The sequence below is a fragment of the Vibrio sp. genome (genome assembly GCF_984391705.1).
This window is the reverse complement of record NZ_CFHWOM010000004.1, coordinates 97,148-121,301: the sequence shown is the minus strand read 5'-3', so window position 1 is coordinate 121,301 and position 24,154 is coordinate 97,148. Positions and strand designations below refer to the sequence as shown.

The 24,154-nt window shown below is 43.0% G+C and carries 24 protein-coding genes and 1 pseudogene; 15 read left to right on the top strand and 10 right to left on the bottom strand.

Features of this window, described 5'->3' with window-relative positions:
* The first annotated feature begins 31 nt into the window (after positions 1 to 31).
* The 5 genes from nrdD (at position 32) to AC4MRV_RS05120 (ending at position 5,373) form a co-directional block, all read left to right on the top strand.
* Positions 32 to 2,152, top strand: coding sequence for an anaerobic ribonucleoside-triphosphate reductase (gene nrdD, locus AC4MRV_RS05140; RefSeq protein ID WP_491186351.1), 2,121 nt, complete (start codon positions 32 to 34; stop codon positions 2,150 to 2,152).
* Positions 2,153 to 2,239: 87 nt separating this feature from the next.
* Positions 2,240 to 2,710 carry an anaerobic ribonucleoside-triphosphate reductase-activating protein gene (gene nrdG / locus AC4MRV_RS05135; protein WP_491186350.1) on the top strand — a complete coding sequence of 157 codons (471 nt, stop codon included), beginning with the start codon at positions 2,240 to 2,242 and terminating at the stop codon, positions 2,708 to 2,710.
* A 169-nt stretch (positions 2,711 to 2,879) separates the two neighbouring features.
* Positions 2,880 to 4,061: an amino acid aminotransferase gene (locus AC4MRV_RS05130; RefSeq protein WP_491186349.1), complete on the top strand. Its 1,182-nt coding sequence runs from the start codon at positions 2,880 to 2,882 to the stop codon at positions 4,059 to 4,061.
* A gap of 90 nt (positions 4,062 to 4,151) precedes the next feature.
* A complete protein-coding gene (locus AC4MRV_RS05125) occupies positions 4,152 to 4,796 on the top strand; it encodes an ATP-dependent zinc protease family protein (protein ID WP_491186348.1) in 645 nt (214 codons plus the stop codon).
* A gap of 190 nt (positions 4,797 to 4,986) precedes the next feature.
* Complete coding sequence (locus tag AC4MRV_RS05120; protein WP_491186347.1) at positions 4,987 to 5,373, top strand: NUDIX hydrolase; 387 nt, start codon at positions 4,987 to 4,989, stop codon at positions 5,371 to 5,373.
* A 44-nt stretch (positions 5,374 to 5,417) separates the two neighbouring features.
* Here AC4MRV_RS05120 and bamJ read toward each other — a convergent pair whose 3' ends face one another.
* Together bamJ and AC4MRV_RS05110 are read right to left on the bottom strand one after the other, a co-directional pair.
* Positions 5,418 to 5,891 carry a BamJ family beta-barrel-assembly machinery protein gene (gene bamJ / locus AC4MRV_RS05115; RefSeq protein WP_491186346.1) on the bottom strand — a complete coding sequence of 158 codons (474 nt, stop codon included), beginning with the start codon at positions 5,889 to 5,891 and terminating at the stop codon, positions 5,418 to 5,420.
* A 17-nt stretch (positions 5,892 to 5,908) separates the two neighbouring features.
* Positions 5,909 to 6,529, bottom strand: a complete 621-nt coding sequence (locus tag AC4MRV_RS05110) for a thiol:disulfide interchange protein DsbA/DsbL (RefSeq protein WP_491186345.1) — start codon at positions 6,527 to 6,529, stop codon at positions 5,909 to 5,911.
* A 223-nt stretch (positions 6,530 to 6,752) separates the two neighbouring features.
* On the opposite strand from AC4MRV_RS05110, the gene AC4MRV_RS05105 reads away from it, so the two are divergent.
* Complete coding sequence (locus AC4MRV_RS05105) at positions 6,753 to 7,370, top strand: OmpA family protein (protein WP_491186344.1); 618 nt, start codon at positions 6,753 to 6,755, stop codon at positions 7,368 to 7,370.
* A 113-nt stretch (positions 7,371 to 7,483) separates the two neighbouring features.
* Here the strand turns inward: AC4MRV_RS05105 and AC4MRV_RS05100 are convergent, their stop codons facing one another.
* Together AC4MRV_RS05100 and AC4MRV_RS05095 are read right to left on the bottom strand one after the other, a co-directional pair.
* Positions 7,484 to 7,735 carry a YgjV family protein gene (locus AC4MRV_RS05100; protein WP_491186343.1) on the bottom strand — a complete coding sequence of 84 codons (252 nt, stop codon included), beginning with the start codon at positions 7,733 to 7,735 and terminating at the stop codon, positions 7,484 to 7,486.
* A 306-nt stretch (positions 7,736 to 8,041) separates the two neighbouring features.
* Positions 8,042 to 8,365 (bottom strand): annotated as a pseudogene (locus AC4MRV_RS05095) (DUF496 family protein); the annotation flags it as partial.
* Between the two features lie 188 nt (positions 8,366 to 8,553).
* On the opposite strand from AC4MRV_RS05095, the gene AC4MRV_RS05090 reads away from it, so the two are divergent.
* The 6 genes from AC4MRV_RS05090 to luxQ all read left to right on the top strand — a co-directional run bounded on the left by AC4MRV_RS05090 (position 8,554) and on the right by luxQ (position 14,852).
* Positions 8,554 to 8,748 carry a hypothetical protein gene (locus AC4MRV_RS05090; protein ID WP_491186342.1) on the top strand — a complete coding sequence of 65 codons (195 nt, stop codon included), beginning with the start codon at positions 8,554 to 8,556 and terminating at the stop codon, positions 8,746 to 8,748.
* A 34-nt stretch (positions 8,749 to 8,782) separates the two neighbouring features.
* Positions 8,783 to 9,442 carry a YceH family protein gene (locus tag AC4MRV_RS05085; RefSeq protein ID WP_491186341.1) on the top strand — a complete coding sequence of 220 codons (660 nt, stop codon included), beginning with the start codon at positions 8,783 to 8,785 and terminating at the stop codon, positions 9,440 to 9,442.
* On the top strand, positions 9,442 to 9,753 hold the full coding sequence (locus AC4MRV_RS05080) for a GIY-YIG nuclease family protein (RefSeq protein ID WP_491186340.1): 312 nt from the start codon (positions 9,442 to 9,444) through the stop codon (positions 9,751 to 9,753). Before AC4MRV_RS05085 ends, AC4MRV_RS05080 begins: the two co-directional genes overlap by 1 nt.
* Before the next feature lie 69 nt (positions 9,754 to 9,822).
* Positions 9,823 to 10,983, top strand: coding sequence for a conjugal transfer protein TraF (locus AC4MRV_RS05075; RefSeq protein ID WP_491186339.1), 1,161 nt, complete (start codon positions 9,823 to 9,825; stop codon positions 10,981 to 10,983).
* A 216-nt stretch (positions 10,984 to 11,199) separates the two neighbouring features.
* Positions 11,200 to 12,297: a substrate-binding domain-containing protein gene (locus AC4MRV_RS05070; protein WP_491186338.1), complete on the top strand. Its 1,098-nt coding sequence runs from the start codon at positions 11,200 to 11,202 to the stop codon at positions 12,295 to 12,297.
* On the top strand, positions 12,297 to 14,852 hold the full coding sequence (gene luxQ, locus AC4MRV_RS05065) for a quorum-sensing autoinducer 2 sensor kinase/phosphatase LuxQ (RefSeq protein ID WP_491186337.1): 2,556 nt from the start codon (positions 12,297 to 12,299) through the stop codon (positions 14,850 to 14,852). The genes AC4MRV_RS05070 and luxQ overlap by 1 nt, the downstream gene beginning before the upstream one ends.
* On the opposite strand, the gene AC4MRV_RS05060 is transcribed toward luxQ, so the two are convergent.
* The 5 genes from AC4MRV_RS05060 to yccS form a co-directional block, all read right to left on the bottom strand.
* Positions 14,839 to 15,504: a PilZ domain-containing protein gene (locus AC4MRV_RS05060; RefSeq protein WP_491186336.1), complete on the bottom strand. Its 666-nt coding sequence runs from the start codon at positions 15,502 to 15,504 to the stop codon at positions 14,839 to 14,841. The two genes, luxQ and AC4MRV_RS05060, sit on opposite strands and share 14 nt — an antisense overlap.
* A gap of 173 nt (positions 15,505 to 15,677) precedes the next feature.
* Positions 15,678 to 16,937 (bottom strand): hydroxymethylglutaryl-CoA reductase, encoded by a 1,260-nt coding sequence (locus AC4MRV_RS05055; protein ID WP_491186335.1) that lies wholly within the window; start codon positions 16,935 to 16,937, stop codon positions 15,678 to 15,680.
* Positions 16,938 to 17,019: 82 nt separating this feature from the next.
* Entirely contained in the window at positions 17,020 to 17,307 is a 288-nt protein-coding gene (locus AC4MRV_RS05050; protein WP_491186334.1) for a hypothetical protein, read from the bottom strand.
* A gap of 55 nt (positions 17,308 to 17,362) precedes the next feature.
* Positions 17,363 to 17,527 carry a hypothetical protein gene (locus tag AC4MRV_RS05045; RefSeq protein WP_491186333.1) on the bottom strand — a complete coding sequence of 55 codons (165 nt, stop codon included), beginning with the start codon at positions 17,525 to 17,527 and terminating at the stop codon, positions 17,363 to 17,365.
* A gap of 201 nt (positions 17,528 to 17,728) precedes the next feature.
* The gene (gene yccS / locus AC4MRV_RS05040) at positions 17,729 to 19,885 is read right to left on the bottom strand and encodes a YccS family putative transporter (protein WP_491186332.1); all 2,157 of its coding nucleotides are present in this window, start codon (positions 19,883 to 19,885) and stop codon (positions 17,729 to 17,731) included.
* 198 nt (positions 19,886 to 20,083) lie between these two features.
* On the opposite strand from yccS, the gene helD reads away from it, so the two are divergent.
* A complete protein-coding gene (gene helD, locus AC4MRV_RS05035; protein WP_491186431.1) occupies positions 20,084 to 22,150 on the top strand; it encodes a DNA helicase IV in 2,067 nt (688 codons plus the stop codon).
* Between the two features lie 37 nt (positions 22,151 to 22,187).
* Positions 22,188 to 22,508, top strand: coding sequence for a divalent-cation tolerance protein CutA (gene cutA / locus AC4MRV_RS05030; protein ID WP_491186331.1), 321 nt, complete (start codon positions 22,188 to 22,190; stop codon positions 22,506 to 22,508).
* On the opposite strand, the gene AC4MRV_RS05025 is transcribed toward cutA, so the two are convergent.
* Positions 22,472 to 23,083 (bottom strand): DUF2238 domain-containing protein, encoded by a 612-nt coding sequence (locus tag AC4MRV_RS05025; protein ID WP_491186330.1) that lies wholly within the window; start codon positions 23,081 to 23,083, stop codon positions 22,472 to 22,474. The genes cutA and AC4MRV_RS05025 overlap by 37 nt on opposite strands.
* 220 nt (positions 23,084 to 23,303) lie before the next feature.
* Here AC4MRV_RS05025 and AC4MRV_RS05020 point away from each other — a divergent pair, with 220 nt between their 5' ends.
* On the top strand, positions 23,304 to 24,143 hold the full coding sequence (locus tag AC4MRV_RS05020; RefSeq protein WP_491186329.1) for an isopenicillin N synthase family dioxygenase: 840 nt from the start codon (positions 23,304 to 23,306) through the stop codon (positions 24,141 to 24,143).
* Positions 24,144 to 24,154 lie beyond the last annotated feature (11 nt).

Below are 24,154 nucleotides of genomic sequence, written 5' to 3'. Positions count from 1 at the left end.
ATTGTGAATATGCTAGGGGTAAGGAGAATCAGTGAATCCAATCGTAATCAAGCGTGATGGCTCGAGAGCAGAATTTGCTCGCGACCGTATCCAAGCAGCAGTGGAAGCAGCAGCGGATCACAATAGTAAAGAAACCGCTATTTACGCCCTTAATGTCGCGTTAGCAGTGGAACTTAAGCTACAAGATCGCGATGAAGTTGAAATCACTGAAGTTCAGAACTTGGTTGAAGATGAGCTAATGCAGGGTCCATACAAAGGCCTAGCGCGTTCATACATCGAGTATCGTCATGATCGTGACACAGCCCGTGAAAAACAAAGTGCACTAACGCAAGAAATCGAGGGTTTGATTGAGGAGAGTAACCTTGATCTTATCAACGAGAACGCGAACAAAGACGGAAAAGTGATTCCGACTCAGCGCGACCTGTTAGCCGGTATCGTTGCCAAACATTACGCAAAGACTCACATTTTACCGCGAGATATCGTACAAGCGCATGAGCAGGGTGACATCCACTACCATGATCTGGATTACGCGCCTTTCTTCCCAATGTTTAACTGCATGCTTATTGATCTTCAAGGCATGCTGACAAGCGGCTTTAAAATGGGTAACGCAGAAATTGATACGCCAAAATCAATTTCGACTGCCACGGCGGTAACAGCACAAATTATCGCGCAGGTAGCGAGCCACATATACGGCGGTACAACTATCAACCGTATTGATGAGGTTCTTGAGCCGTACGTACTGACCAGTTACGAAAAGCATCTGAAAATTGCTAACGAGTGGGATATCCCAGAACCTGAAGCGTTTGCTAAAGCGCGCACAGAGAAAGAGTGTTATGACGCTTTTCAATCCCTTGAGTACGAAGTAAACACATTACATACTGCGAACGGCCAAACGCCTTTCGTTACTTTCGGTTTTGGTTTAGGAACAAGCTGGGCTTCACGTCTTATCCAACAATCTATTCTTAAGAACCGAATTGCTGGATTGGGTAAAAACCGTAAAACAGCGGTATTCCCTAAACTTGTGTTTGGCATCAAAGATGGGCTAAACCACAAGGCGGAAGATCCAAATTACGATATCAAGAAACTCGCGCTTGAGTGTGCTTCTAAGCGTATGTATCCAGATATTCTAAACTACGACAAACTGGTAGAAATCACTGGCTCGTTCAAAACCCCAATGGGATGTCGTTCATTCCTAGGTACTTATGAAGAGAATGGCGAACTTATCCATGAAGGCCGTAACAATCTCGGGGTTGTGAGTTTGAACTTGCCACGTATTGCAATTCAAGCGGAAGGCAGTGAAAGCAAATTCTATGAGCTATTGGACGAGAAGCTCAAGTTGGCACGACGAGCATTGCAAACTCGTATTACACGATTGGAGAACGTTAAAGCTCGTGTAGCACCAATCCTATATATGGAAGGTGCGTGTGGTGTTCGTCTTAAAGCTGATGACTCAATTGCTGATATCTTTAAAAATGGTCGTGCTTCAATCTCGTTAGGTTACATTGGTATTCATGAGACAGTGAATGCTCTATTTGGTACAGAAGCTCATGTCTATGACGACGCTGTGCTACGTGAGAAGGCATTGGGTATCATCAAACACATGAAAGATGCAGTTAACCAATGGACGGAAGAAACAGGCTATGGCTTTAGCTTGTACGGTACGCCAAGTGAAAACCTATGTAGCCGATTCTGCCGTATTGATAACAAAGAGTTTGGCGTTATCAAAGGTGTGACAGACAAAGGGTATTACACAAACAGCTTCCACTTAGATGTTGAGAAAAAGGTTAATCCTTACGACAAGATCGATTTTGAAATGCCTTACCCAGAAATTTCAAGCGGTGGTTTTATTTGTTACGGTGAGTTCCCTAATATGCAACGTAATATCGAAGCATTAGAAAACGTATGGGACTACAGCTATACGCGAGTACCTTACTACGGTACAAACACGCCAATCGATGAGTGTTACGAGTGCGGGTATAACGGGGAATTTGAATGTACCAGTAAGGGCTTTACCTGTCCAAGCTGTGGTAATCATGACTCAACCAAGGTATCGGTAACACGTCGTGTATGTGGTTACTTGGGAAGTCCTGACGCCCGTCCATTTAACTTCGGTAAACAAGAAGAAGTTAAGCGTCGAGTCAAACACCTATAATCGCCGTGTCACCCCCCCGCCTTATTAGGTGGGGGACATGAGTTTCCGACTAAGCCCTGTAATGGGCTTTATTTTTTGAGTTTACGTATGAACTATCATCAATACTATCCAGTCGATGTGGTAAACGGGCCAGGTACACGTTGCACACTGTTTGTTTCTGGTTGTGTACACCAGTGTAGAGGCTGCTACAACCAATCAACTCAGCGGTTAGATTCGGGAACACCGTTTACTCAGCTTGCGGAAGATCAAATCCTTGCTGACTTAAAAGATGAACGTATAAAGCGCCGTGGGTTGTCGCTCTCTGGCGGTGATCCTTTACATCCAGCGAATGTACCAGACATCTTAAGGTTAGTTAAAAGAGTCAAAGAGGAATGTCCAGACAAGGATATTTGGGTTTGGACAGGCTATACACTAGCGGAGCTTGATGACGCGCAGCGAGAAATCACAAGTTACATTGACGTATTAATTGACGGTAAGTTTGTTGAGGAAAAGAAAGATCTCAACTTAGAGTGGCGTGGTAGCTCAAACCAGATTATTCATACATTTAAATTGTCTTAAAATGCACAGTATTAGAAGAGGGTAAATGAAGTGAATAAGTTAACTGTATGTTAAAATTTACAGATTTTTATCCTGTTTTGCTCTGAGCAATTAAAATTTTATTTCTAGATTTGTAAATTAGATGATAACGTGTTGGCCGTTACTTGAATTTCAAAGGGTTGTGACTTTCATGTTCTCACATTTACCAAAACCAACTTTAGATCCTATTCTTTCTCTTTCCGTTGCGTATCGTAACGATCCTCGTCCTGATAAAGTCGATTTAGGTATCGGCGTATACAAAAACAGTGCGGGCGAAACTCCTGTAATGAAGGCGATACTCCAAGCTCAAGATATCGTTGTCGAGACGCAAAAAACCAAATCCTATGTTGGTTTAGCAGGGTGCGAAGAATTCAACCAGAGTATGGTGAATTTGCTGCTGGATGGCACTTCTGCGATGGACCGAGTTGCCGCAATTCAAACACCTGGTGCTAGTGGCGCACTACGCATGTTGGGTGACCTAATGAAAGTCGCGCAACCAAATACGACGGTTTGGATCTCAAACCCGAGTTATGTGAACCATCGTCCAGTGATGGAAGCTGCCGGTCTTCAAGTTCGTGAATACCGCTATTTCAGTCGTGATACGAAGCAAGTTGATACATCAGCAATGATCGATGACTTATCCAAGGCTGGTCCTGAAGACGTCGTATTACTGCACGGTTGTTGTCATAACCCTACAGGGGCTGATATCGATTTCGACGCTTGGAAAGCAATCACAGAGCTATCTCAAAAGAATGGTTTCACGCCGTTTGTAGATATCGCTTACCAAGGTTTCGGTGACGGCTTAGAAGAGGATGCGAAAGGTCTACGCTTCATGGCTGATAACGTAGAAGAAATGCTTATCACGACGTCTTGTTCAAAGAACTTTGGCTTGTACCGTGAGCGCACAGGGGCGGCAATTGTCGTTGGTAAGTCACTCGAGGACGTAGGCAACGCAAAAGGTAAGTTACTGACGCTGGCTCGCGCAACTTATACTATGCCACCTGACCATGGTGCTGCTCTTGTTAAAACTATCCTGCAAAATCAAGATCTAACGGCAGTTTGGAAGCAAGAGTTAAGTGAAATGCAACAGCGTTTGTTAAACCTTCGTCAAACCTTGTGCCAAGAATTGAGAAATTCGCACAATACTTCACAATTCGATTTTATCGAAAGTCACAAAGGCATGTTTACTGTGCTAGGCTTTAGCCAAGACCAAATGCTCCAACTTCGTGAAGAATATGGAATTTATGGTGTAGGCGATGGTCGAATTAACATTGCAGGTCTTACTGAAAAAGACATCCCTTATGTCGCGGATGCAATAGTTAAAGTGTCTTAATAGACCGAGTTTTTATACCCGATCTAAGGCTCACTTTATGTGGGCCTTTTTTATTGTGGGTAAGTATTGTCAATTGAATTAGGTGGTCGAATGAACAAAACGTGGAAACTTATCATTCCAGTTATGCTAAGTGGTGGTTTAATGGCGTGTTCAACGACGGGGCAAACTCCTGTTGAACCTGAACAAAAGCCGCAAGTAGAAGAGCCTAAAGTAGAGCAACCTCAGGTTGAAGAAAAAGAGGTTGCTAAAGAAACCAAGCCGGCCGAAAAACCAAAACAACCTGAAGTTGTGCTTAAAGCTCAAAAAACATCTGATGGTAAGTTGATTCTGGGTGAGAAAGAGTGGGTATATGTTCCAGGGTTAGAGCAGAACTTTAGAGCACGTATCGATACTGGTGCGACTACGTCATCTATTAGCGCTGTCGATATTGAGCCATTTGAACGTGATGGTAAAGATTGGGTTAAGTTCAAGATCGAACATGAAGGGGTTAAGAGCAAAGAAATCGCTCTGCCAGTTCAGCGTTGGGTGAAAATTCGTCAGTCAAGCGCAGATGGAACACAAAAGAGAGCTGTGGTTGATGCCTGGATTCAAATTGGTGATCTGAAAGAAAAAACAGAGTTTACTTTAGCCGATCGTACTCACCTGACGTTTCCACTATTGCTAGGGCGTAGCTTCTTTAAAGATGTTGCAGTCGTAGATGTGAGCCAACAGTACGTACAAGACAAGCATAAGTAATCGATAAATAACTGAAAAAAACCGGCGACTGCACAGAAGCCGGTTTTTTTGTGCTGCAAAATCATAAATGTGAATTAGTTCATAAGTGCAAATGGATGCATTGCGATATCATCTCCGCCATTCAATAGCGTTACCAGTACAATTGTTCTGGTGGTCGGAGAGAAACCAAAAGGAATTTAAGGAGTCAGGCATGAAGCACTTATCTATGGCCGTGGTAGTCAAAGATGGAAAGGTGTTGGTACAGGAACGATTTAGAGCAGCGAAAGGAATGGTGATTGAGTTTCCTGGTGGAGTGGTAAATAGCAACGAATCAGGGACTGATGCTGCAATTAGAGAATTGTATGAAGAAACACAGCTTCAAGGCCTAAAGCACGTCGCGACCTTCTCTGACGTAAATGAGTACGGGGGACGTATCTATTACGCTGTACTAAAGGCGCAGGATGAAGTGCAGCCAACGGCCGTTGATGAAGAAAGAAAACAGACATTTAAATGGTTAGAACCAAAAGAGCTTCCTTTAGATGAGTTTTATTCGGCAGACCGAGCCTTCATCAACAAGCAGTTGCCAGAGTTCTGCTGATAAATTGAAATCATAAAAAAGCCAGTCATTCGACTGGCTTTTTTTTATTTAACTTCTAGCAGCTCAACATCAAAGATTAGAGTTGAAGCTGGTGGAATTGGGCCTGAGCCGCCTTTACCGTAAGCAAGAGGGCTAGGAATGTATAGGCGGAACTTATCACCTGGGGCCATATAGGTAAGGCCTTCCTGCCAACCTTTAATTACTTGATTGAGTTTAAAGCTGATTGGCTCTCCGCGTTCAACCGAACTATCGAATACAGTACCATCGATTAGCGTGCCGTGATAATGGACTTTTACAGTATTGCTTGTCGTTGGGTGCTCTGTCCCTTCTCCTTTCACTAACACTTTGTACTGAAGGCCACTTTCAGTCGTAACCACGTCTTCTTGTTTACCATTTTCCAGCAAGAATGCTTGCCCAGCAGCAAAGTTCTCTTCACCGGCTTTATTGTTCACCCAGGTGCGATAAATCATGAAACCAGCAAGAATGAAGATAACAATAGGGATAATAAATTTTGACATTGATAACGTCCGTTTGTTTAAGGTTGATTAGTCAGATAGTTAATTGTGTTCGCAATGCCTTCGACATCTTGATGACCGGCAGTAAGAACAATGTACTTGCCGTTAACGATGAAAGTAGGCACTGAATTGATTTGCCCTTTCTCGGTGATGTCTTGTGCGAGATTCATCGCTTGAAATAGTTGCTCTTGTTGTTGCTCATTAAGGTCGTAAGGGCTAACCAGTCCACGTGATTGAAAAGCGGTATCGATGGCGACTTTTTTATCTGAAAGTGTTGCTCCATCACCCATTTGCACTGCAGCGAACAGTTCATTCATTAGTTCGTGGTCTGGTTTTTTGCTTAGTTGCATCTCTGCGCTGTAATAGATCATTGCGCCAATTTGAGCACTTTCATTGAATGTGACGTGAATTTTGCCGATGGATTGGTTCGTCAGCTCTTCTAGTTGAGGCATAACCGCTTCCATTTTTCGGCAGTGACCACAATTTAGCGAGAATACCTCTGTAACCTGAGGCAGTCGGAAAGTTGCCAGATTAACGGGTAACTGCTGATATTGTTTACCTTCTTGAGGTATGTTGTTATCGGTACACCCCACCAAAAAAGTGGCGATCGAGATGGCAAACAATGCGATGAGCTTTTTCATAATAGATTCTCGAAAATTCGTGCGATGCAATGCACGAGTTAAAAGTAGTTAGATTTTACTCTTTAAGATACAAGAACTAAATAGCTCTAATCGGTAAATTATTGGCAAATTGTTTCTTGCAGTGTCCAGGAGCAGAATTACACGAAAGAGGCTAAAATTTAACTAAAGATCTGGAGAATCTGTCGATACAGTATTTGTAGTAAACAGAACTTATGGTGTAGAGATGAAATACCTAGCTTTACCTCTGATTATCTTGCTTTCGGGCTGTTCCAATATGGCGCAGAATATCGCAAATGTGACTGACGATATGCTTGACACTGCTCCGAAGACAGATTTTGAAGTGAGATATCCGGAGTGGGGTAACGATCCGCAATTAGTTGTATCTGATGTCCGAGGTCCAATTGGGCAAAAACGAGCGCCATACTATAAAGATCTGCAAACATTTCTACTTAAAAATGGCGTCGACTACGAAGTTCTCCCAGGTAACCATATAATGGTTAAATTGACCGATACCATTAAGTTCAACACGGGCTCGTCAAAGGTGATGCCTGATTCTAAGTACTGGTTAGATATGATGGGTGAATACTTGGCGACGCAACCGGGTATCGACATCGTGATTGATGGTCATGCAGATAGTACAGGGGCACCTTCATTTAATGACAGCTTGTCTATGCGTCGAGCCAAAGCGGTAAAACAACAGTTAGTCAGCAATAATGTCGCCATGGATTCCATTTTTACCCGTGGGTACGGAGAGTACGTACCAGCTTGCTCGAATGCATCTAAGGCTGGTAAAGCGTGTAATCGAAGAGTAGAAGTTCTGTTTATTGTCTCTAACAACTAGATTGTTGTTGAGATACTTAGAGGGCCTGGCAATATCGCTGGGCTTTTTTGTAACTGAAATTTGGATAAAAAAGATAAAGAAAACCCCAGAACAAGTCTGGGGTCTAGGAAAGGTTAAGCGGCGCTTTTGGCTTCGTCAGACTTTTTTTCGCTTTGCATTTTCGCTAGGAAGTAGACGTTAACGCATGCGATGAAGCCGTTTGTAACAACAACTGGCCAAGCATCAATCATCAAACCGTATGCTGTGAATAGAGCACAACCGATAAAGTTAAGAACGCGTAGTTTAACGATATCTTTCATGGTTAATGAGATAGCTACCATGATAGACGCTGCGTAGCCCAGAATTTCAACCATATTCATTTCCATAATTTGACCCTCTAAAAGTTTGCCGAACAGTGTCGGTACCAATTCTTCTCTTCGTGAGATAAGTGAGGAAGCTCCGTGCCTCGAATGGTCTAATTGTTTATCTGGGGTAAAATATAACAGGGCTAAATGTGTGATGAAAGTCCAAATTTGGGGAACGGAGAAGGTTAGCGATTACGCAAACGTTTAGCGTTATTTACTGATTTATAATAACCAATTGTGTTGGTGAGTTGTTGCCAAAATTACAAAAAAATAAAAAGGCCCACACTTAATGTGTAGGCCTGTAAACAGAGTTTAACAAAGTAATGATTACTTTTTCTTACCTTGTAGTACTTGCTTATCTTCTTCTGTCAGTTCGCGGATTCGACGGCTGATTTCACGACGATCTTTAGAAATTTCTGCGCTCTTGATGATGTGGTCATCTACGCGATCTTCGTAGTCTGCTTTCATGTTTTTGATAATGCCGACGATTTCGTCATGGCTCATGTCTGACTTGATGTAGTCAAGTAGGTTCTCTAGCAGATCAACACGTTTGCGGTTATCGCGAACTTTCTTCTCATTGTCCAGAAGCTCACGTTTAAGTTTATTCTTACGACGCGCCTGAGCTACGATTTCAAATACACCACTCATAGGTTTTCTTTCCTGATTTTACCTTTAACTGCCAATGATTAAATCACAACATTGGGGCCGATAACAGTCTTAAGATCAATCATTACAGTATGTTGACGGTTTTATCGCCAATCTCTTTATTTGGTGATTGAGGCAAGGCTGTAGTTCGATATATGATTCCGAGATAGAGTTACATCAATGACTAAGAAATCATGCGAACTTCTGACATTATAGTTCCGAAAGAAGAACAAACTGTTGTGCCATCGCGAGCTGATAAACTCGTGAAAGCTTATCGTAGCGAGCGAACTCAACAAGAAATTACAGAGGTTGAGTTAAACCGTACTAAAATCGTGATGATTGATGAAAACGGTAACATGAAAAAGGTTCCCCTCCTTGCTGAACATTAGGCCATTTTAGCAAGCGTATAATAAGGAAATAACAATGAATATCGAACTAAGTCCTATTGAAGCACGTGTCATCGGCTGCCTGATTGAAAAAGAAGTCACAACTCCTGACTATTACCCACTGACGTTAAACAGCTTAACTTCCGCTTGTAATCAAAAGAGTAATAGAGAGCCCGTGATGTCTCTAAGTGACGGCGAAGTACAGGAAGCGGTAGATGCTCTAATAGCCCGTCGTTTAGTGAGTGATGAAAGTGGTTTTAATAGTCGCGCGAATAAGTTTCAACACCGTTTCTGCAACACTGAATTTGGTGATTTGAAACTGACCAAACAAGAGAAAGGCATTACTTGCTGCTTATTGTTGCGTGGCCCTCAGACCCCGGGTGAATTGCGTACGCGAACAAACCGTTTAGCTGACTTTTCAGACGTTAAAGAAGTTGAAGCGGTGCTAGAGAAAATGGCGGCACGTGAACAAGGCGCCTTGGTTGTCAAATTACCTAGAGAAGCAGGCAAGCGTGAATCTCGTTACATGCATTTGTTTAGCGGCGAAGTTGATATCGAAGCACTTACGACGGTATCTACGCCAGTTGTTAATGGCAGCGCGAATAACGAACGTTTAGACGTGTTAGAAAAAGAAGTCTCTGAGTTAAAGTCTGAGTTAGCCGAGCTCAAAGAACTGGTTGAACAGCTTACTAGCTAATGTCATCTAAATCAGACAACAGTGCGAATTGGTTTGTGTATCTAATTCGCACTTCTTCTAATGCTCTATACTGCGGTATCACCACTGACGTAGAGCGAAGGTTCGCTGAACATGCAAGTGGGCGAGGGGCTAAGGCATTAAAAGGGAAAGGGCCTCTAAAGCTGGTATGGCAAAGTGATGATATGAGCAGCAGAAGTGTCGCTTCTAAAGTTGAATACCGAATTAAACGGTTAACTAAAGCGAAGAAAGAGCTGCTGGTTCGAGGAGAAGTTCCGTTAATTAATGTGATTGATGTGACACAAGTGGAATAATTCACTCTCAAAATGATAGAAATGTATTAATCTTGCTTATGAAAACAAATAAGAAGGTTGGTACGGACTATGAAACAACTAAAAATCTTACCTTTGGCAGTGGCTTGCACCTTGTTCGGAACGTCTGCAGTTGCTGCAAATGTAGTCGCGGATGGACGCGGAAATGCAATGGGTAATACCGGCGTCACGAGTGCCGACTACTTACTTGCTCCATTCTATAACCCCGCATTAACTGCTGTGTATCGAGATGAAGATGATTTCGGTATCCTAGCCCCTGCTATTGGCGTAAACGCTCGCGACACCGACGAAAGCCTTTCAACACTCGATGATTTGCAAACTACGATTGAGGACTACGAAGATAGCGGTAGTAGTGACGCTAGTTTAAGGAATGATCTTAATAAACATCTAGATGAGCTCTCAGATGACAAACCTCTTGCTGTTAGTGTAGGGGGCGGGCTAGCTGTAGCGGTTCCTTTTGGAATGGTTTCAGGTAACTTTTATATGAGAGGATATGCCGAGATTATTGCTCAAACTGATATCGCTGAATCTGACACTAGCATCGTTGATGAAGACCTAAGAGTGGCTGACCGATATAACAACTCTAACGTTAACATGGCGGCTTTTGGCTACTCGGAATATGGTGTGGCTTTAGCGAAGCGAGTTAAGCTAGCGGGACAAGAGTTTTCTTTCGGTGTTACGCCCAAATACCAACAACTCACTACATATAGCGAAACGTTGACCGTAGAGGATTTTGACCTCAATGATTATGATGAAAGTGAAACAAATAAGAGTGCTTTTAACCTAGATTTAGGTGCTATTTGGTTCTTAAACGATTTTCGTGCAGGTATTGCGATTAAAGATCTCTTCTCTCAGGAAATAAAGACGAAAGATAAGAGTGATAAATATCAGCTAGACACTCAAGTTACGCTGTCTGGTGCGTACGCGACGCAGCTGCTTACAGCGACCGTTGATTTTGACGTTACTAAGCAAAAACGTTTCTCTGGCTCAAACGATGACACACAGTTTTTCCGTTTAGGTGTTGAGGGCAATGCGTGGGGTTGGGCCCAGTTAAGAGCGGGTTACGAAGTCGATATGGAAGACACGTTAGACAGTTCTTTCACCGCTGGTTTAGGCATCAGCCCAGGAGATTTGGTTAGCGTTGATATTGCGGGCAGCTATGCGGGGGATAACCAATTCGGCCTGTCTGGTAATTTAGCATTTACATTCTAATGGCTGGGAAATAATGTAAAAAACCGTGTCAAATTAATGGCTGGGATTTAATTTTGACACGGTATTTAATTAATCAGTTCAACGAGATATAGGATTTATTTAATTCGTCGTTTAATTGAACAATTGATTGGCTGTTGTGTTTTTAATGCTACCAAGATCGACATGAATCATTATACTTGAGGTATATTCTGGCAAGAGTGGGAAGAATAATAACCGATGTATAAAACGTCTCTATTCTCAATGCTAACCCTAGTATCAGCAATGTCATATGCGCACACGACGCAAGTCCTTAATGGCTACTGGCAATATGAGGACTACCTTAAAGAATTCCCTCAACAGAAGAAACTGACAGAAGAGTTAACAAATGCTGTTAGAGACTACCCGATACCAGTGGGAATCAAACAAAATGAACCCATTTCTATTTCGGTCGTCTATCCAGGGCAGCAGGTTTCAGACTATTGGAGTCGTAATATCAAGGCTTTCGAAACTAGACTCGAGAAGCTTGGTATTAGTTATAAAATAAATCAGGTTTTTACTCGACCCAACGTTGATGTAAGACAACAAAGCCTGTCGCTATTAGAAGCTATTCAAAATAACACCGATTACCTAATTTTCACTCTAGATACCACCCGCCACCGTAAGTTTATCGAACACGTGATGAGTTCAACAGATACTAAGTTGATCTTGCAAAATATTACGACTCCTGTTCGAGCTTGGGATGATCATCAGCCATTCCTTTATGTTGGGTTTGATCATATTCACGGTGCGCGCTTATTAGAGCAGTACTACAAAGATAAAGTAGAAAAAGAAAGTCGCTATTCTGTCTTATACTTTTCTGAGGGCTATGTTAGCTATGCTCGTGGTGACACGTTTATTGAAGAGATGAGTCATCACGACAGCTATAAGCTATCGTCTTCATTTTACACCACGGCAACACGAAAATCCGGTTACAAAACAGCGCTTCAGGCTGTCAAAAGTGACGCAGATTTAAGCTTTATTTACGCATGTTCTACGGATGTCGCTCTAGGTGCGGCAGATGCTTTGAGAGAGCTAAACCGTACAGACATTATGCTAAATGGTTGGGGCGGCGGTACCGCTGAACTGGATGCGATAGCGAATGGCGATCTTGATGTTACTGTAATGCGAATGAATGACGATACAGGCATTGCAATGGCAGAAGCAATTAAGTGGGACATCGAAGGTAAGCAAGTTCCTCACGTTTATTCCGGGGATTTTGAAGTTGTAACATCCGAAGACAGTCCGAAAAAAATAGAGACATTTAAACAACGCGCTTTTAGGTATTCTGATCTTTAATGACGAAATTATTTAAGCGTGGCAGGCGTTATCAGTTAGCCACGCTTCTTACCAACTCCATATTCTTAACCATAGGTGTTCTTACCTTGGTTATGGTGCTACAGAACTACCAAGTTAATCGTGAAGTGGTAGCACAGGAAGTGGCGCGTACTAAAACTCAAACGCAGAGTTTGGTACAAGAAATTTTTAATTTTCGCCTTAAAGCGTTAGAAATCCAACAAGACAGTTACTCGCGCAGCGTTTCTTTGGTTAATGGTATCGCCAGTTATGATCATTTAGCTGTCGACCGTTTCTTTTCAAGTATCGATCAGGTGTTACCGAACCTAGCCCCAGATATCCGTTTTTTGACAAATAGCGACGGAGTCTTTTGGGACGATGGCAACGCCGAGTTTTATGGTATTTCACACTTTCAACTCAGTCATTTGAATAGCGATATTGTCACGGGAAACTCTTGGCACATTTCGCAAACGCCTTCGACTATGGGAATGCGCTATTTGATGATGCGTCGCTCGCCGGTAGTAAACCTAAGAAATGGCGAAGTGATTGCGCATCTCTATATTGGCGTTGTACTAAACAATAATTTCTCTCTTATTAATGCTATAACCAAAGGAAGCAATGCCGACGAATTGTTTTTGGCTGTTGGATCCCAAGTCATCGCATCAAGCAATAAGGTGGAAAACTTTCGCCATATAGAGCTGCTAGAGGAGTCTTCCAAGTCTCTAAACGCCAGTAGTTACATGGTGTCACGTACAGACTTGAAAATATCTGACGTACCGACATTTCTATCTGTTTACACGGTTCAGGGTAATAATCACATAGAACGGTTTGTGAAAAGCCAGTATCTGTGGATGTTGTTTACCGGAATTATGATTGCCTTTATCGCCGTCTCAACTCGCTTATGGCTGCGCAAACGCGTTTCTTTTGAGCTCAAAAAGCTGATGGGTTTTATTGAGTCGGCGTTTTCAACGCAAAAGACTAAGAGGTTTAGAGGCTCCGGGATTGAAGAGTTCAACCAAATTGGCCAAAGCTTTGAGCTTTCCTTTAAACGACTCAATGAACATGAAAAACAATTTGCTGATCTGTTTAACTTTTCACTCTCACCAGTCACCTTATGGAGTACGCGTGACGCGAGTCTAATGCGCTATAACCCTGCGGCGGAACGATGTTTCAATGATGAAAATTTAAGAAACAGCCTGGTAGAAGCGTTGGCTCCTCACGTCAAAATGTGTGCACAGGGGGCTACGCTAACGGGGGTAAACACGACGATTGGGAGTAAGACTTATCGTTGGAACCTATCTCCTATCATTAGCGATAACACCACCAAGCAAATCATGGCACAAGGCCAAGACATCACAAGTTTCGTTGAAGCTGAGAAGCAAAGCCAAGCAGCCAAAGAAGAGGCTGAAGAGTCAGCAAGAGTTCGTGCAGATTTCTTAGCGAAGATGAGCCATGAATTACGAACACCTCTGAATGGTATTTTAGGTGTATCACAGCTACTTAAGCACAGCCTACATGAGCGAGAAGCTTTAGAGCATGTAGATGTTTTATGTAATAGTGGTGAGCACCTGTTAGCTGTACTGAATGATATTCTCGACTTTTCAAAAATTGAGCAGGGCAAATTCAATATACAAAGCAATGAATTTCGCTTAGTCGAACTTGAAACGACGGTAGAAAAGATTTTCCGTCCACTTTGCGTCGAGAAGGGTATCAACTTGAACATGCGCAGTAGTATTGGCTCTCAAATGTGGGCTAATAGTGACCAAGTCCGCTTGAATCAGATTCTATTTAATCTAGTTAGCAACTCGATTAAATTTACCCACGAAGGCGAAGTGCGCGTTCAACTGTCTTGTGAACAACGCAACGACCAATATGAGCTGGAAATCGTAGTTGATGACACTGGTATAGGGATAGAAGAAAGCCAACTTGCGACAATTTTTGAACCATTTATCCAAGCGGAGGCGACAACGACTCGAGAATATGGCGGTAGTGGTTTAGGCTTGGCGATAGTTCATAGCCTGGTCGAGTTGATGCAAGGTAAGATTACAATTCATAGTGAGCCAGGAAAAGGAACTCGGGTAATTGCAACATTGCCACTAGAAATCTACTTGGGTGATAGGAGTGTTGAATCAAATAGCCTACTCGTTGACCCAAGCACTCTATTTTCTGACTCATTACAAGTCTTGTTGGTTGAAGATAATCACACGAATGCGTTTATTGCCAAAGCATTTTGCGAGAAGTACGGCATGAGCGTTACTTGGGTCCAAGATGGACACAATGCCATCGACTATTTAAGAGACAATCCAAACGTTTCATTGGTATTGATGGATAATCAGCTTCCAAGCCTCGGTGGTATAGAATCAACACGAATTATTCGCGAAGAACTTGGTTTAAAGATTCCAATCTTTGCCTGTACCGCAGATGGAATGCAAGACACCAAACGAGCATTTATTGCCAATGGGGCTGATTACGTTATCGTTAAGCCTATTAAAGAGCTCGCATTGAACAAAGCGATGATCTATTTCAAAGAGAACTTTGTTGAAGTTAGTAGCGACTAGATAGATAAGCGTGCTCAACTAAAGCTTGTTTCAGGTCATCATGTACTTCTAATGGAGTATTGAATTTAATCCCAAGTTTATTCCCGCCTCTTTCCCTAGAGACACTGACAATATTGAGTTTGAGCTCATCTGGAAGGTATTGTGATAAAGCACATTGCATTTCAATTAAGCTATTAGAAGAGAGCTCATTCTCACCTGGTAGAAATACGCCACAGCCAGAAGCAGAAAAATCGACAAGTTTACCGTGATAAGAGACATCCTGTGATTTGACCTCAGCAGGAATGTTCATGCTATGGCGTTCATGCTGCCGTACAGGCTTCGAGGCGAAGTGAGTCGGCATGCGTAGAAACAACAGTGCGGATGGTGTGGAGGATTTAACAATGATGGTCGATTTAAACGCGATGATATGACCAAGCTTTGTATTAGTAATCGCTCTAACGACGATTTCAGTATTGCTCAACTTTCTAATAATCAAAGCTTCACGAGCTTTCGACGGAAGATCGACAATCAAAAACTGTGGCAGCTTGCAACCCACATAGACAGTACTAAACGAGTAGTGATCATCGGGACCAAAATGAATCGTTGCTGATAACTTACTTCCGGGTTGCAGCAAATTGGCAAGCTCTTCTATTGAATCTTCTTTAGTAGGCATTTTGTGGTAGTGCATGTTAATGAGTATGCGAGAATATACAAAGTTTTGCGATTCGTCGCATATGTGAAGGGTGAGTAATTGATATTACGCACACTTTATATGGTTTTTGGCAATGAGTGGGAGTAGAAATAGGGTGTGCGAACAGTGGGAACTGCTCGCACTGTAGATGAAAGTTAACGAGCGAGCTTTTGGTGGGCGCGCGAAAAGTGCTCGGCGCAAAAAGCTCCCACAATAGACAGTTCACCAGCTAAACATAGAGAAGCGGCGACTTCTGCTAGGGCTTTAGCTTTCCCATTACCATGTAATCCCATAATGTCGAGACATGCTTTTTGACTTGGAAGCCCAGTACCGCCCCCAACAGTGCCGACCATTAGGTTAGGCAAGGTAACACATGCATAAAGGCCACCTTGTTCAGTCAACTCCATACGAGTTATTCCAATCGCTGACTCTGAAACGCAAGCGGCATCCTGTCCACACGCTATGTATAAGGCAGCTAGAGCATTTGCATAATGTGCGTTAACACCGATGCCGCCACTTAGCGCTGCTCCACTTGTCGTCACTTGACCAAACTTCACCATCTTATCTGGTGTTGTGTGGAGAAATTTCTCTACTAACTGGCGGGATAAACTGACCTCTGCGGTGACCTTTTTACCGCGCACATGACGCATGGTGTGGGCGTTAGGTTTCTTATCTCCAGAAAGATTACCATCGAGGAAAGACTCTTTTGGCTCAATAGGCGCGTGCTCTAGAATGTAGTGATAGACTTCATTGGTTGCAATCGTAACCATATTTTGCCCAGATGCGTCTCCAGTATGAAACTCAAATACTAAGTAAACATGATTACCTTCGATATTGATATTGATATCGTGCAGCTTGCCATGTGATGTCGTTGATTCTGCCACTTGTTTGAAGTGATCGTATTGAGTAACGACCCAAGCGACAAACTGACCAGCATCAGCAATATTATGAAAAGCGAAAACGGGGGTACGAGTTACTCCCTCATTTATCAGCATTGCACTTGCACCACCTGCTGCTGTGATCAATTGCGCTCCGCGATTGTATGAAGCGACAAGGGCTGCTTCTGTTGTCGCTAAGGGAACGAGGTAATCATTGTTGGCAAAAAGGCCATTTACCCTTAGTGGACCCGCGACTCCGACTGGTAATTTAACCGTCCCAACGAAGTGCTCAATGTTCTTATTATATAAATCTGCGTGCACTTGCGTATGTGGATCGAATAAGTGAGCTTTGTCTGTCAGTGGAGCGATTTTATCCCAACGTTTGGAAAGGGTTTTTTCACTGATGTACGGGCTAGGGGTTAATCTTAAGGAAGGTCGTTCAAAACGAGGGCTGAGTAATTGTTCTAACTCGTCCGTATGTGAGCCTTGATCAAAAATCGGATGGCGGCCACGGTAAGACAAATTTAATTTGGGCATAGCGAAATAAAGAAAAAAGGTTATCGGGGGATTCTAACGGCTTAGCGAGGGATAACAATACCTGTTTATGGATTGGTACAATTTAAATATGAATATCGAGTAGCGTGCCTATCATATCTTGATCGCGTTGCAGCATATTTGTCCCCACTTTGCTGTATTGGCTTGCTTGGTTGAGTTTTAGCATTGAATCAACATAGGAAGGGTCTGGCACTTCGGGGGCTTTGAATTCAACTTTGTTGAAATCGAGTGCTTGGTCTTTTTCAATAACTTGATTTACAGGAGTTTGATTTATTTCGAGCGCAGCTTCCTCTGCCATCTTAGATGACTGTTCAATCAATTGATGTCCTGATTGAATTACAGATACGGCCATAAACACCTCCCTCTAACTTAAGCTTAAGGCGAGTTTGTGTTTTGAGCAAGTTGTGCTAGGAGAACAGGCTCGAAATTAGATTCAGCTCTTCTTCTGTCACCAAAGCCGCTTCTGAGGAGTGCTCTAGTGTAGTGTTTATTTCTCCGCGAAGTGCTTTCAACTGTTGCGGAGAAAGTTTACTTATTTGCTGTTTAAATAGCTCAAATTGGATTGGGGTCATATTAGTTTGCCTCCGAATCAAATGTTGGTATTGGGCCGAGAATAGAGAGTTGTCTCCTTTCACACTCTTACTCCGGTAAGTTCATTTGTTTCTAGTCTATGCTGAGGTGGCTAATAATTGTCCGAAAACTGTCAGGTAGTGTAAGGGGAAAGTGAAGGAGGCGAAGAGTCACCTCCAACAATAAACTGCTCAAATAACAGCCTAATGATTTACTCGTACCGCAAATTTTGAAGCAAGCGAATGAAGCTCCGGCAGCATACGATAGATAAGGTAGAGTTGCTGGAGCACCATACGGACTGAGCTGTCATCTTCTTCGCGCCATTCTGAAAGGCGCGCTTCTAAATTAGGATCGTCAATGTGAACAGCGTCGCAGCTGTCACAATGATCGTTAAGTTGATCAAACAGTGTTTCTAAATGTTGGTGGATGGTTCTATGGGCATCAAGTACCAGTTGGTGTGTATCTTCGTTGTCAATTCTTCTTCGATGTGCGCCCAGGGCTGAAATGTAACTTAGCAAAGCGTGGCTGAGTGTCAGAAAACGAAAGCTTTCATCTACTGCTGAGCGATATTTTCCTGGCTCCGCTAGCATTGCGCTGATGGCGTTAGTTAAGTTTGCATCTTGATTGTGTGCATGACGACGAGCAATTCGATAGGAGAGATTATCTTTTTTACCGATACGATATTGGCCAATGATTTGTGCTAGATAAGCCCGGTTAGAGCCGATGGCTTCAGCCATTACTTTGTGCAGTCTTTTTGATTGCCAATCAGGAAGAATAAAAGCGACTGCGCCTACTGCTAGTGCACATCCAATAAGAGTATCAGCCAATCGAGGCAAGACGACGGCATACCCTTCGCCAAGTTGATTAAAACAGAAGAGTACTAAAAGGGTGATAAAACCGGTCGCGTAGCCGTAGTTTGCCAATCGGAAAGCAAAAAAAGCAACACCAGAAAGAACGATGAAGACTAATTGACTCTCTTGGGATGGGAAGAATGTGAGTAATGGGACACCGACAAGCAAACCCGCTAATGTACCAATAACTCGGGCTACGAGCTTCTGGCGCGTTGCACTGTAGTTTGGCTGACACACAAACAATGTGGTTAAGAGAATCCAGTAACCACGCTCTATATCGAACCCCTGAATGATGCCATAGCCGGCTGTTAGTGCAATGGACATACGGATTGCGTGACGAAATAGCATCGAGTCTTTGTTAAAATTCGACTTAATTCGAAGCCACATCGCTTTAATTGTATGCGCCTCAGTGTCATCAAGGACTTCTTCTTCCAGTCGATTCGCATCAGGGTTATTCACGTTGCTTAACTGCTTCTCGACAGTAGCCAGGTTATTGAATAGGTAATTGAGCTGATTAATCAAGGAGCGCCACTCATGCTTATTTTGCTCTTGTAGGAAATTAAGAGAGTTGAGTAGCTCATCCAACGCGAGAACTGATTCATCACTGTGCTGGTACTCTTTACCTAAACGTATGGATTTAGCGATTTCACGACATGCTTTCGCTTGGCTTTCCAATAGGTACTTAAAACGGAAAAGGACATCTGAGCGCTCAAAATGAGTCGATAACTCCTGATACCGATAGTGGCTTGAACTCACACGTTCGTGGATATCTTGTGCAAGAAAGTAAATATTCAGGAAGCGGTCGGAAGCGCCGTCAACATGGCCTCTTTTGGAGCGGTTTAGTAACGTCATTTTACACGTGTTGAGGGCTGTAACCGTTGCGGCATTAAGCCGAGCTTCTTCTATACGATGGGGTTGAGGCGTTAAGTTAGTCACCGGGTGGAACAGTTGGCTTTTGGATTCCAGGTAGTTTGCAAGCTGAAGAAAAACAGCGGCAAGACTTTGCTGAACAGGTTGCATTGGCCAAAATGCAGACCAGACCATCGACATAAAGAAATACCACGCAGCCCCGGATAAAAGCAGCAATGGCTGGAACCAGAGGTTGGTACTTTCGTGGGCCCCTAACATGGCGTAAATCGCAATCAAAAGTGAACCAAAAGCGATGCTGGCGTAACGAGGTCCAATAGCACCAAGCATAATGAATCCGAAAGTGGATACAAATAGACCTATGGCAAAGAAGATAGGGGTGCTAAACAGCAACTCGATTGAGAAGGAAGCGACGGCAAAGCATATCAAGGTCAAAGTGACTGATTTTAGCCTGCCAGTAAACTTGTCGTCACTTTCCGCAAGAGCCGCTGCGATAATGCCAAGGATTAAGGGGATAATCAGCGAATTTAGTTCGTAATACCAAGCAGGGATGACCACACCCAATAGGGTTACGAGAATCAGCAAGCTGTAGTTGATGGTTTTGTTGGCCCAATAAAGGCGTAACTGACTAAAAAATTGCACGTATCTTCTACTTATTAATTGCGATAAAAGCATTGTAGCTAATAGTCAATGGTAAACTTCTGATACAGATAAAGAAACCTATTCATTTGCGCATTGATTAGACAGCGTGAAGTAATCTGCGGATATTTACATGATCTTTTCAAACTCAGTCAGTGTTGAGTTATGATGTGTGCCATGCAAAACATGGATACGACATCAATGCAGCTAATCGCTAACAAGACTGCACAGTTTTTAATTCAAAACGAATACCATCAAGTCAAACTCGAATCTGATTACCTAGTGTTAAGCTCCGATAGGAGTGAAGAACGCATTCCATTTAATGTATGGAGTGGGAAGGTAAAACTCAAAAGAGGCCTTTTTTGGGGCGGGTTACAATTTTTTGCCCACCAAGAAGAAGGGCAACAACAGTCATGGCTGGTTCAAGGTTTAGATTGGGAGCGCTGTAGAGAGTTTGCTCGTTACGCTGTAGCGTCGTATCAGCAATGGCATCAGAATCAATGTAGACAACTTGTTGAGTACCTTCCGAAATGGGAAAGTGCGATTAGCGGATTCAAGCGTCAACCTTCATTTCTTACGCACTCAAAAGTTAATGCCTGGCTAGCGGAGTTGGATAACGATTTTGACAAGATGGAAATGGACCTTGAAGACGCAATGTTACGTATGCCAGACCGGGTATCGGAGTTGCTTCCATGGATTGTTGAAACTGACAAAACGCTATCTGAGCGAAACCAAGATTGGATGGTGAATGAGTTAGAAAACTGGAAGGTTTTATTCTCACAGATTGAATCTTCTCCGCTCAATCATACTCAACAACAAGCCGTTTTGCTAAATGATGACAATAATTTGATTCTAGCAGGTGCAGGCTCAGGAAAAACCAGTGTGTTAACCGCACGAGTTGCCTATTTGCTCCAAAGTCATTTGGCTCAAGCTGAGCAAATATTAATGCTTGCTTTTGGCCGCGATGCCGCCAATGAGATGAAAACACGCTTAAGCGATAAAATTGGATTGAGCGCAGAGCAAGTTCGTGTTAACACCTTTCACCAGCTTGGTTTGTACATTCTTAAGCAAGTTGAAGGGCAAGATGTAACGATTTCACCAATCGCGCTTGATGATGGAATGCGCACAGCGTGGTGTGTCGATTGGCTTAAGAAACATTGGATGACACCGACGGCGTTTAAACGTTGGCAAAAACACTTACAAAAATGGCCTATTGCTTACCTTGCCGGTGATGAAGAACTTGGCAGTCATGTTGAAAACCCAAAATTGATTGCGTGGCTTGAAAAGCAGTTATCGCAGTTGAGTGCAATGGGGACGAGCAAGAAAGAAATTCAGCAATCATTGATTGAACACCCTGAGTATACTCGCCTAAACAGTGAACTTGCACTTGTATGGCCATGTTATACCGCTTGGCAGGATATGCTAAAGAGTGAGGGGCATATTGATTTCAATATCATGATTACCCAAGCGACCAAGCTGGTGGAGAAGGGCAAGTTCCGTTGTCCTTGGAAATTTATCATGATTGATGAGTATCAAGATATTTCGCCGCAGCGTTTAGCCCTGGTTGAGGCTTTGTGTCAGCAAGATAAGCATCAAGAATGTGTTCTTTTTGCCGTAGGTGATGATTGGCAATCAATTTACGAGTTTGCAGGTTCGGATGTCGATCTAACGACTGGATTTTCTGAGCGCTTTCCTCATTCTACGGTCCACCATTTAGATACAACCTATCGTTTCAATAACCAGTTGGGAGAGGTTGCCAATCAGTTTGTGCAGCAAAACCCTACTCAGCTAGAGAAAACACTAAATAGCCACAAGCAGCAAAAAGCGAAAGCCGTGGTGCTTGCACCAACAGCCAATGTAGAAAAGATCTTGGACGATCTTAACCGTAAGGCGAAAGCGACTCAAACCGTCTTGATACTCGGTCGCAACCATTACCATAAGCCGGATCTTTTGAGTGACTGGCAAAAGCAGTTTGGTTTGTTGTCTATCGAATACATGACATGCCATGCAAGTAAGGGCAAAGAAGCTGATTACGTCATTATCGTTTCGGTAGACGAAGGGCAGTTTCCGACCAGAGTGAAGACATTGCATTTGGACAGCGCATTGACCCAATCTAGTGATGCTTTCCCTTATGCCGAGGAGCGTCGGTTGTTTTATGTCGCTTTAACACGAGCGAAGAAAAAAGCCTGGGTTACGTATAAAGGTGATGGCTCTAGCTTTGTTAAAGAGCTAGTTGGACAAAATTATCCAGTAATTATTCAGAAGTAGTTTCAGTTAACGTTATATCACAAGGTAGGATCGATTAATGAGTGGACAGTTTTGCATTACGTTGACCACGACGAACACCGACAAAAATAAAAGTGAGCTCATTGAAGCAATACTCTCTAAGGGCCTTGCAGCTTGCATACAAACTATGCCAATTCAGAGCCATTATGTATGGAAAGGCGAAGTCTGCAGTGACGACGAAATACTGCTAATCATCAAAACCAAAAAGGCCTGTTACGCCGAGCTTGAACAAGTTGTGGTAGAGGCCCATGAATATGAAGTACCACAAGTTGTTCAAGTTCCCTTTGTAGAGGGCTTCAACCCTTATTTAACATGGATTGAAGAAAACACACGCTGTTGATAACTAAACAGAGTAAGGGCAGTTAGGGCACCTAAAGTATCCATCAGCATGTCTTTCTGAGCATCCCAAATATCACCTTGTGACCCCAAAAATGCAATGCCTTCGTCTCCACCGGCGAGGGCTGCGTACCACCACTCAATAATCTCATACCCAGCGGCCAGAGACATGATCGCAAACAGCGCAAATGCTAGAGCGTAGTTAAGCGCCATTTTATTTTTAACGACGAGGTACTCCGCAATAGGATAAGCAAACAGACCAATTGAGTAATGTGCGACGCGATCAAAATTGTTTCTCTCAGAGCTGATCAGTTGGTTAAACCAGTCAAAGGGAACTTCAGCGAACGTGTATTTAGCGCCAATTGTGTGAAGAAATAGCCAAACGAACATCAGATAGTAGGCGGTTGATGTAAAACGGTGTACACGCGATACCCACCAAATCGCAGCCAAAACGCCCAATGCTGGTACAATTTCAGCAATCCAAACCGCCCGTGAACTTGGCTCAATTGCGGAGAAAATAAAGACAAAAACATAAGTAACACTTAGTGCTTTTAGAAGGGATGAACGCTCAAACGGCATAAGATCTTCCTTAACAAAACTCGCATAATGACACTCAATTGAACAATGTTCAATTGTCGATGTAACTTAATGTTGTAAGGCAGATAACCAAAGCTGTTGAAAGAGAACGATAACGCACAATTAAACGTTAAACTTGCCGTTTCATTTCATCAAAGTTTGATTTACTTAAATCTCACACTTAGAATCTCGGCTCTAATATCAATAATGAAAAAGAAAAGTCATGAAACTGGAAACTGTCGATTATCTTGCTGACAATGCAGCGGAGCAATTTGTAACTTCTTTGCGTGAAACAGGCTTCGGTGTATTAAAAAATCACCCTATCCCAAAAGAGCTTGTCGAGTCTATCTACGAGAACTGGTACAAGTTCTTTATGTCCGAGCGTAAAAATGAGTTCACTTTTAATGTAGAGACGCAAGATGGTTACTTCCCACCTTCAGTATCTGAAGTAGCAAAGGGCCATACAGTAAAAGACATTAAAGAATATTTTCATGTTTATCCTTGGGGGCAAATGCCAGAAGAGCTCAAAGAGCAAATCATGGAATATTACCAGCGAGCCAATGCTTTTGCAGAAGAGCTACTTGGTTGGGTAGAAGCTCATGCACCAAAAGAGGTTCAAGAGAAATTTTCTATCGCGCTATCAGAAATGATTAACGGTAGTGATAAAACACTACTTCGTATTCTTCATTACCCACCTATGACAGGCGAGGAAGAGCCGGGCGCTATTCGTGCTGCTGCGCATGAAGACATCAACTTGCTGACAGTATTACCAGCAGCAAATGAGCCTGGGCTTCAGGTGCTTGGTAAAGATGGAAACTGGATCGATGTACCTTGTGACTTTGGTAATTTGATCATCAATATTGGCGATATGCTGCAAGAAGCATCGGGTGGTTATTTTCCATCAACGACGCACCGCGTGATCAACCCTACAGGTGCTCGCCAAGAGCAGTCACGTATTTCACTGCCATTGTTCCTACACCCAAAACCTGATGTCGTGCTATCGGAGCGTTACACTGCCCATAGCTATTTAATGGAGCGCCTGAGAGAGCTTGGCGTAATTTAACTCGTATAAAC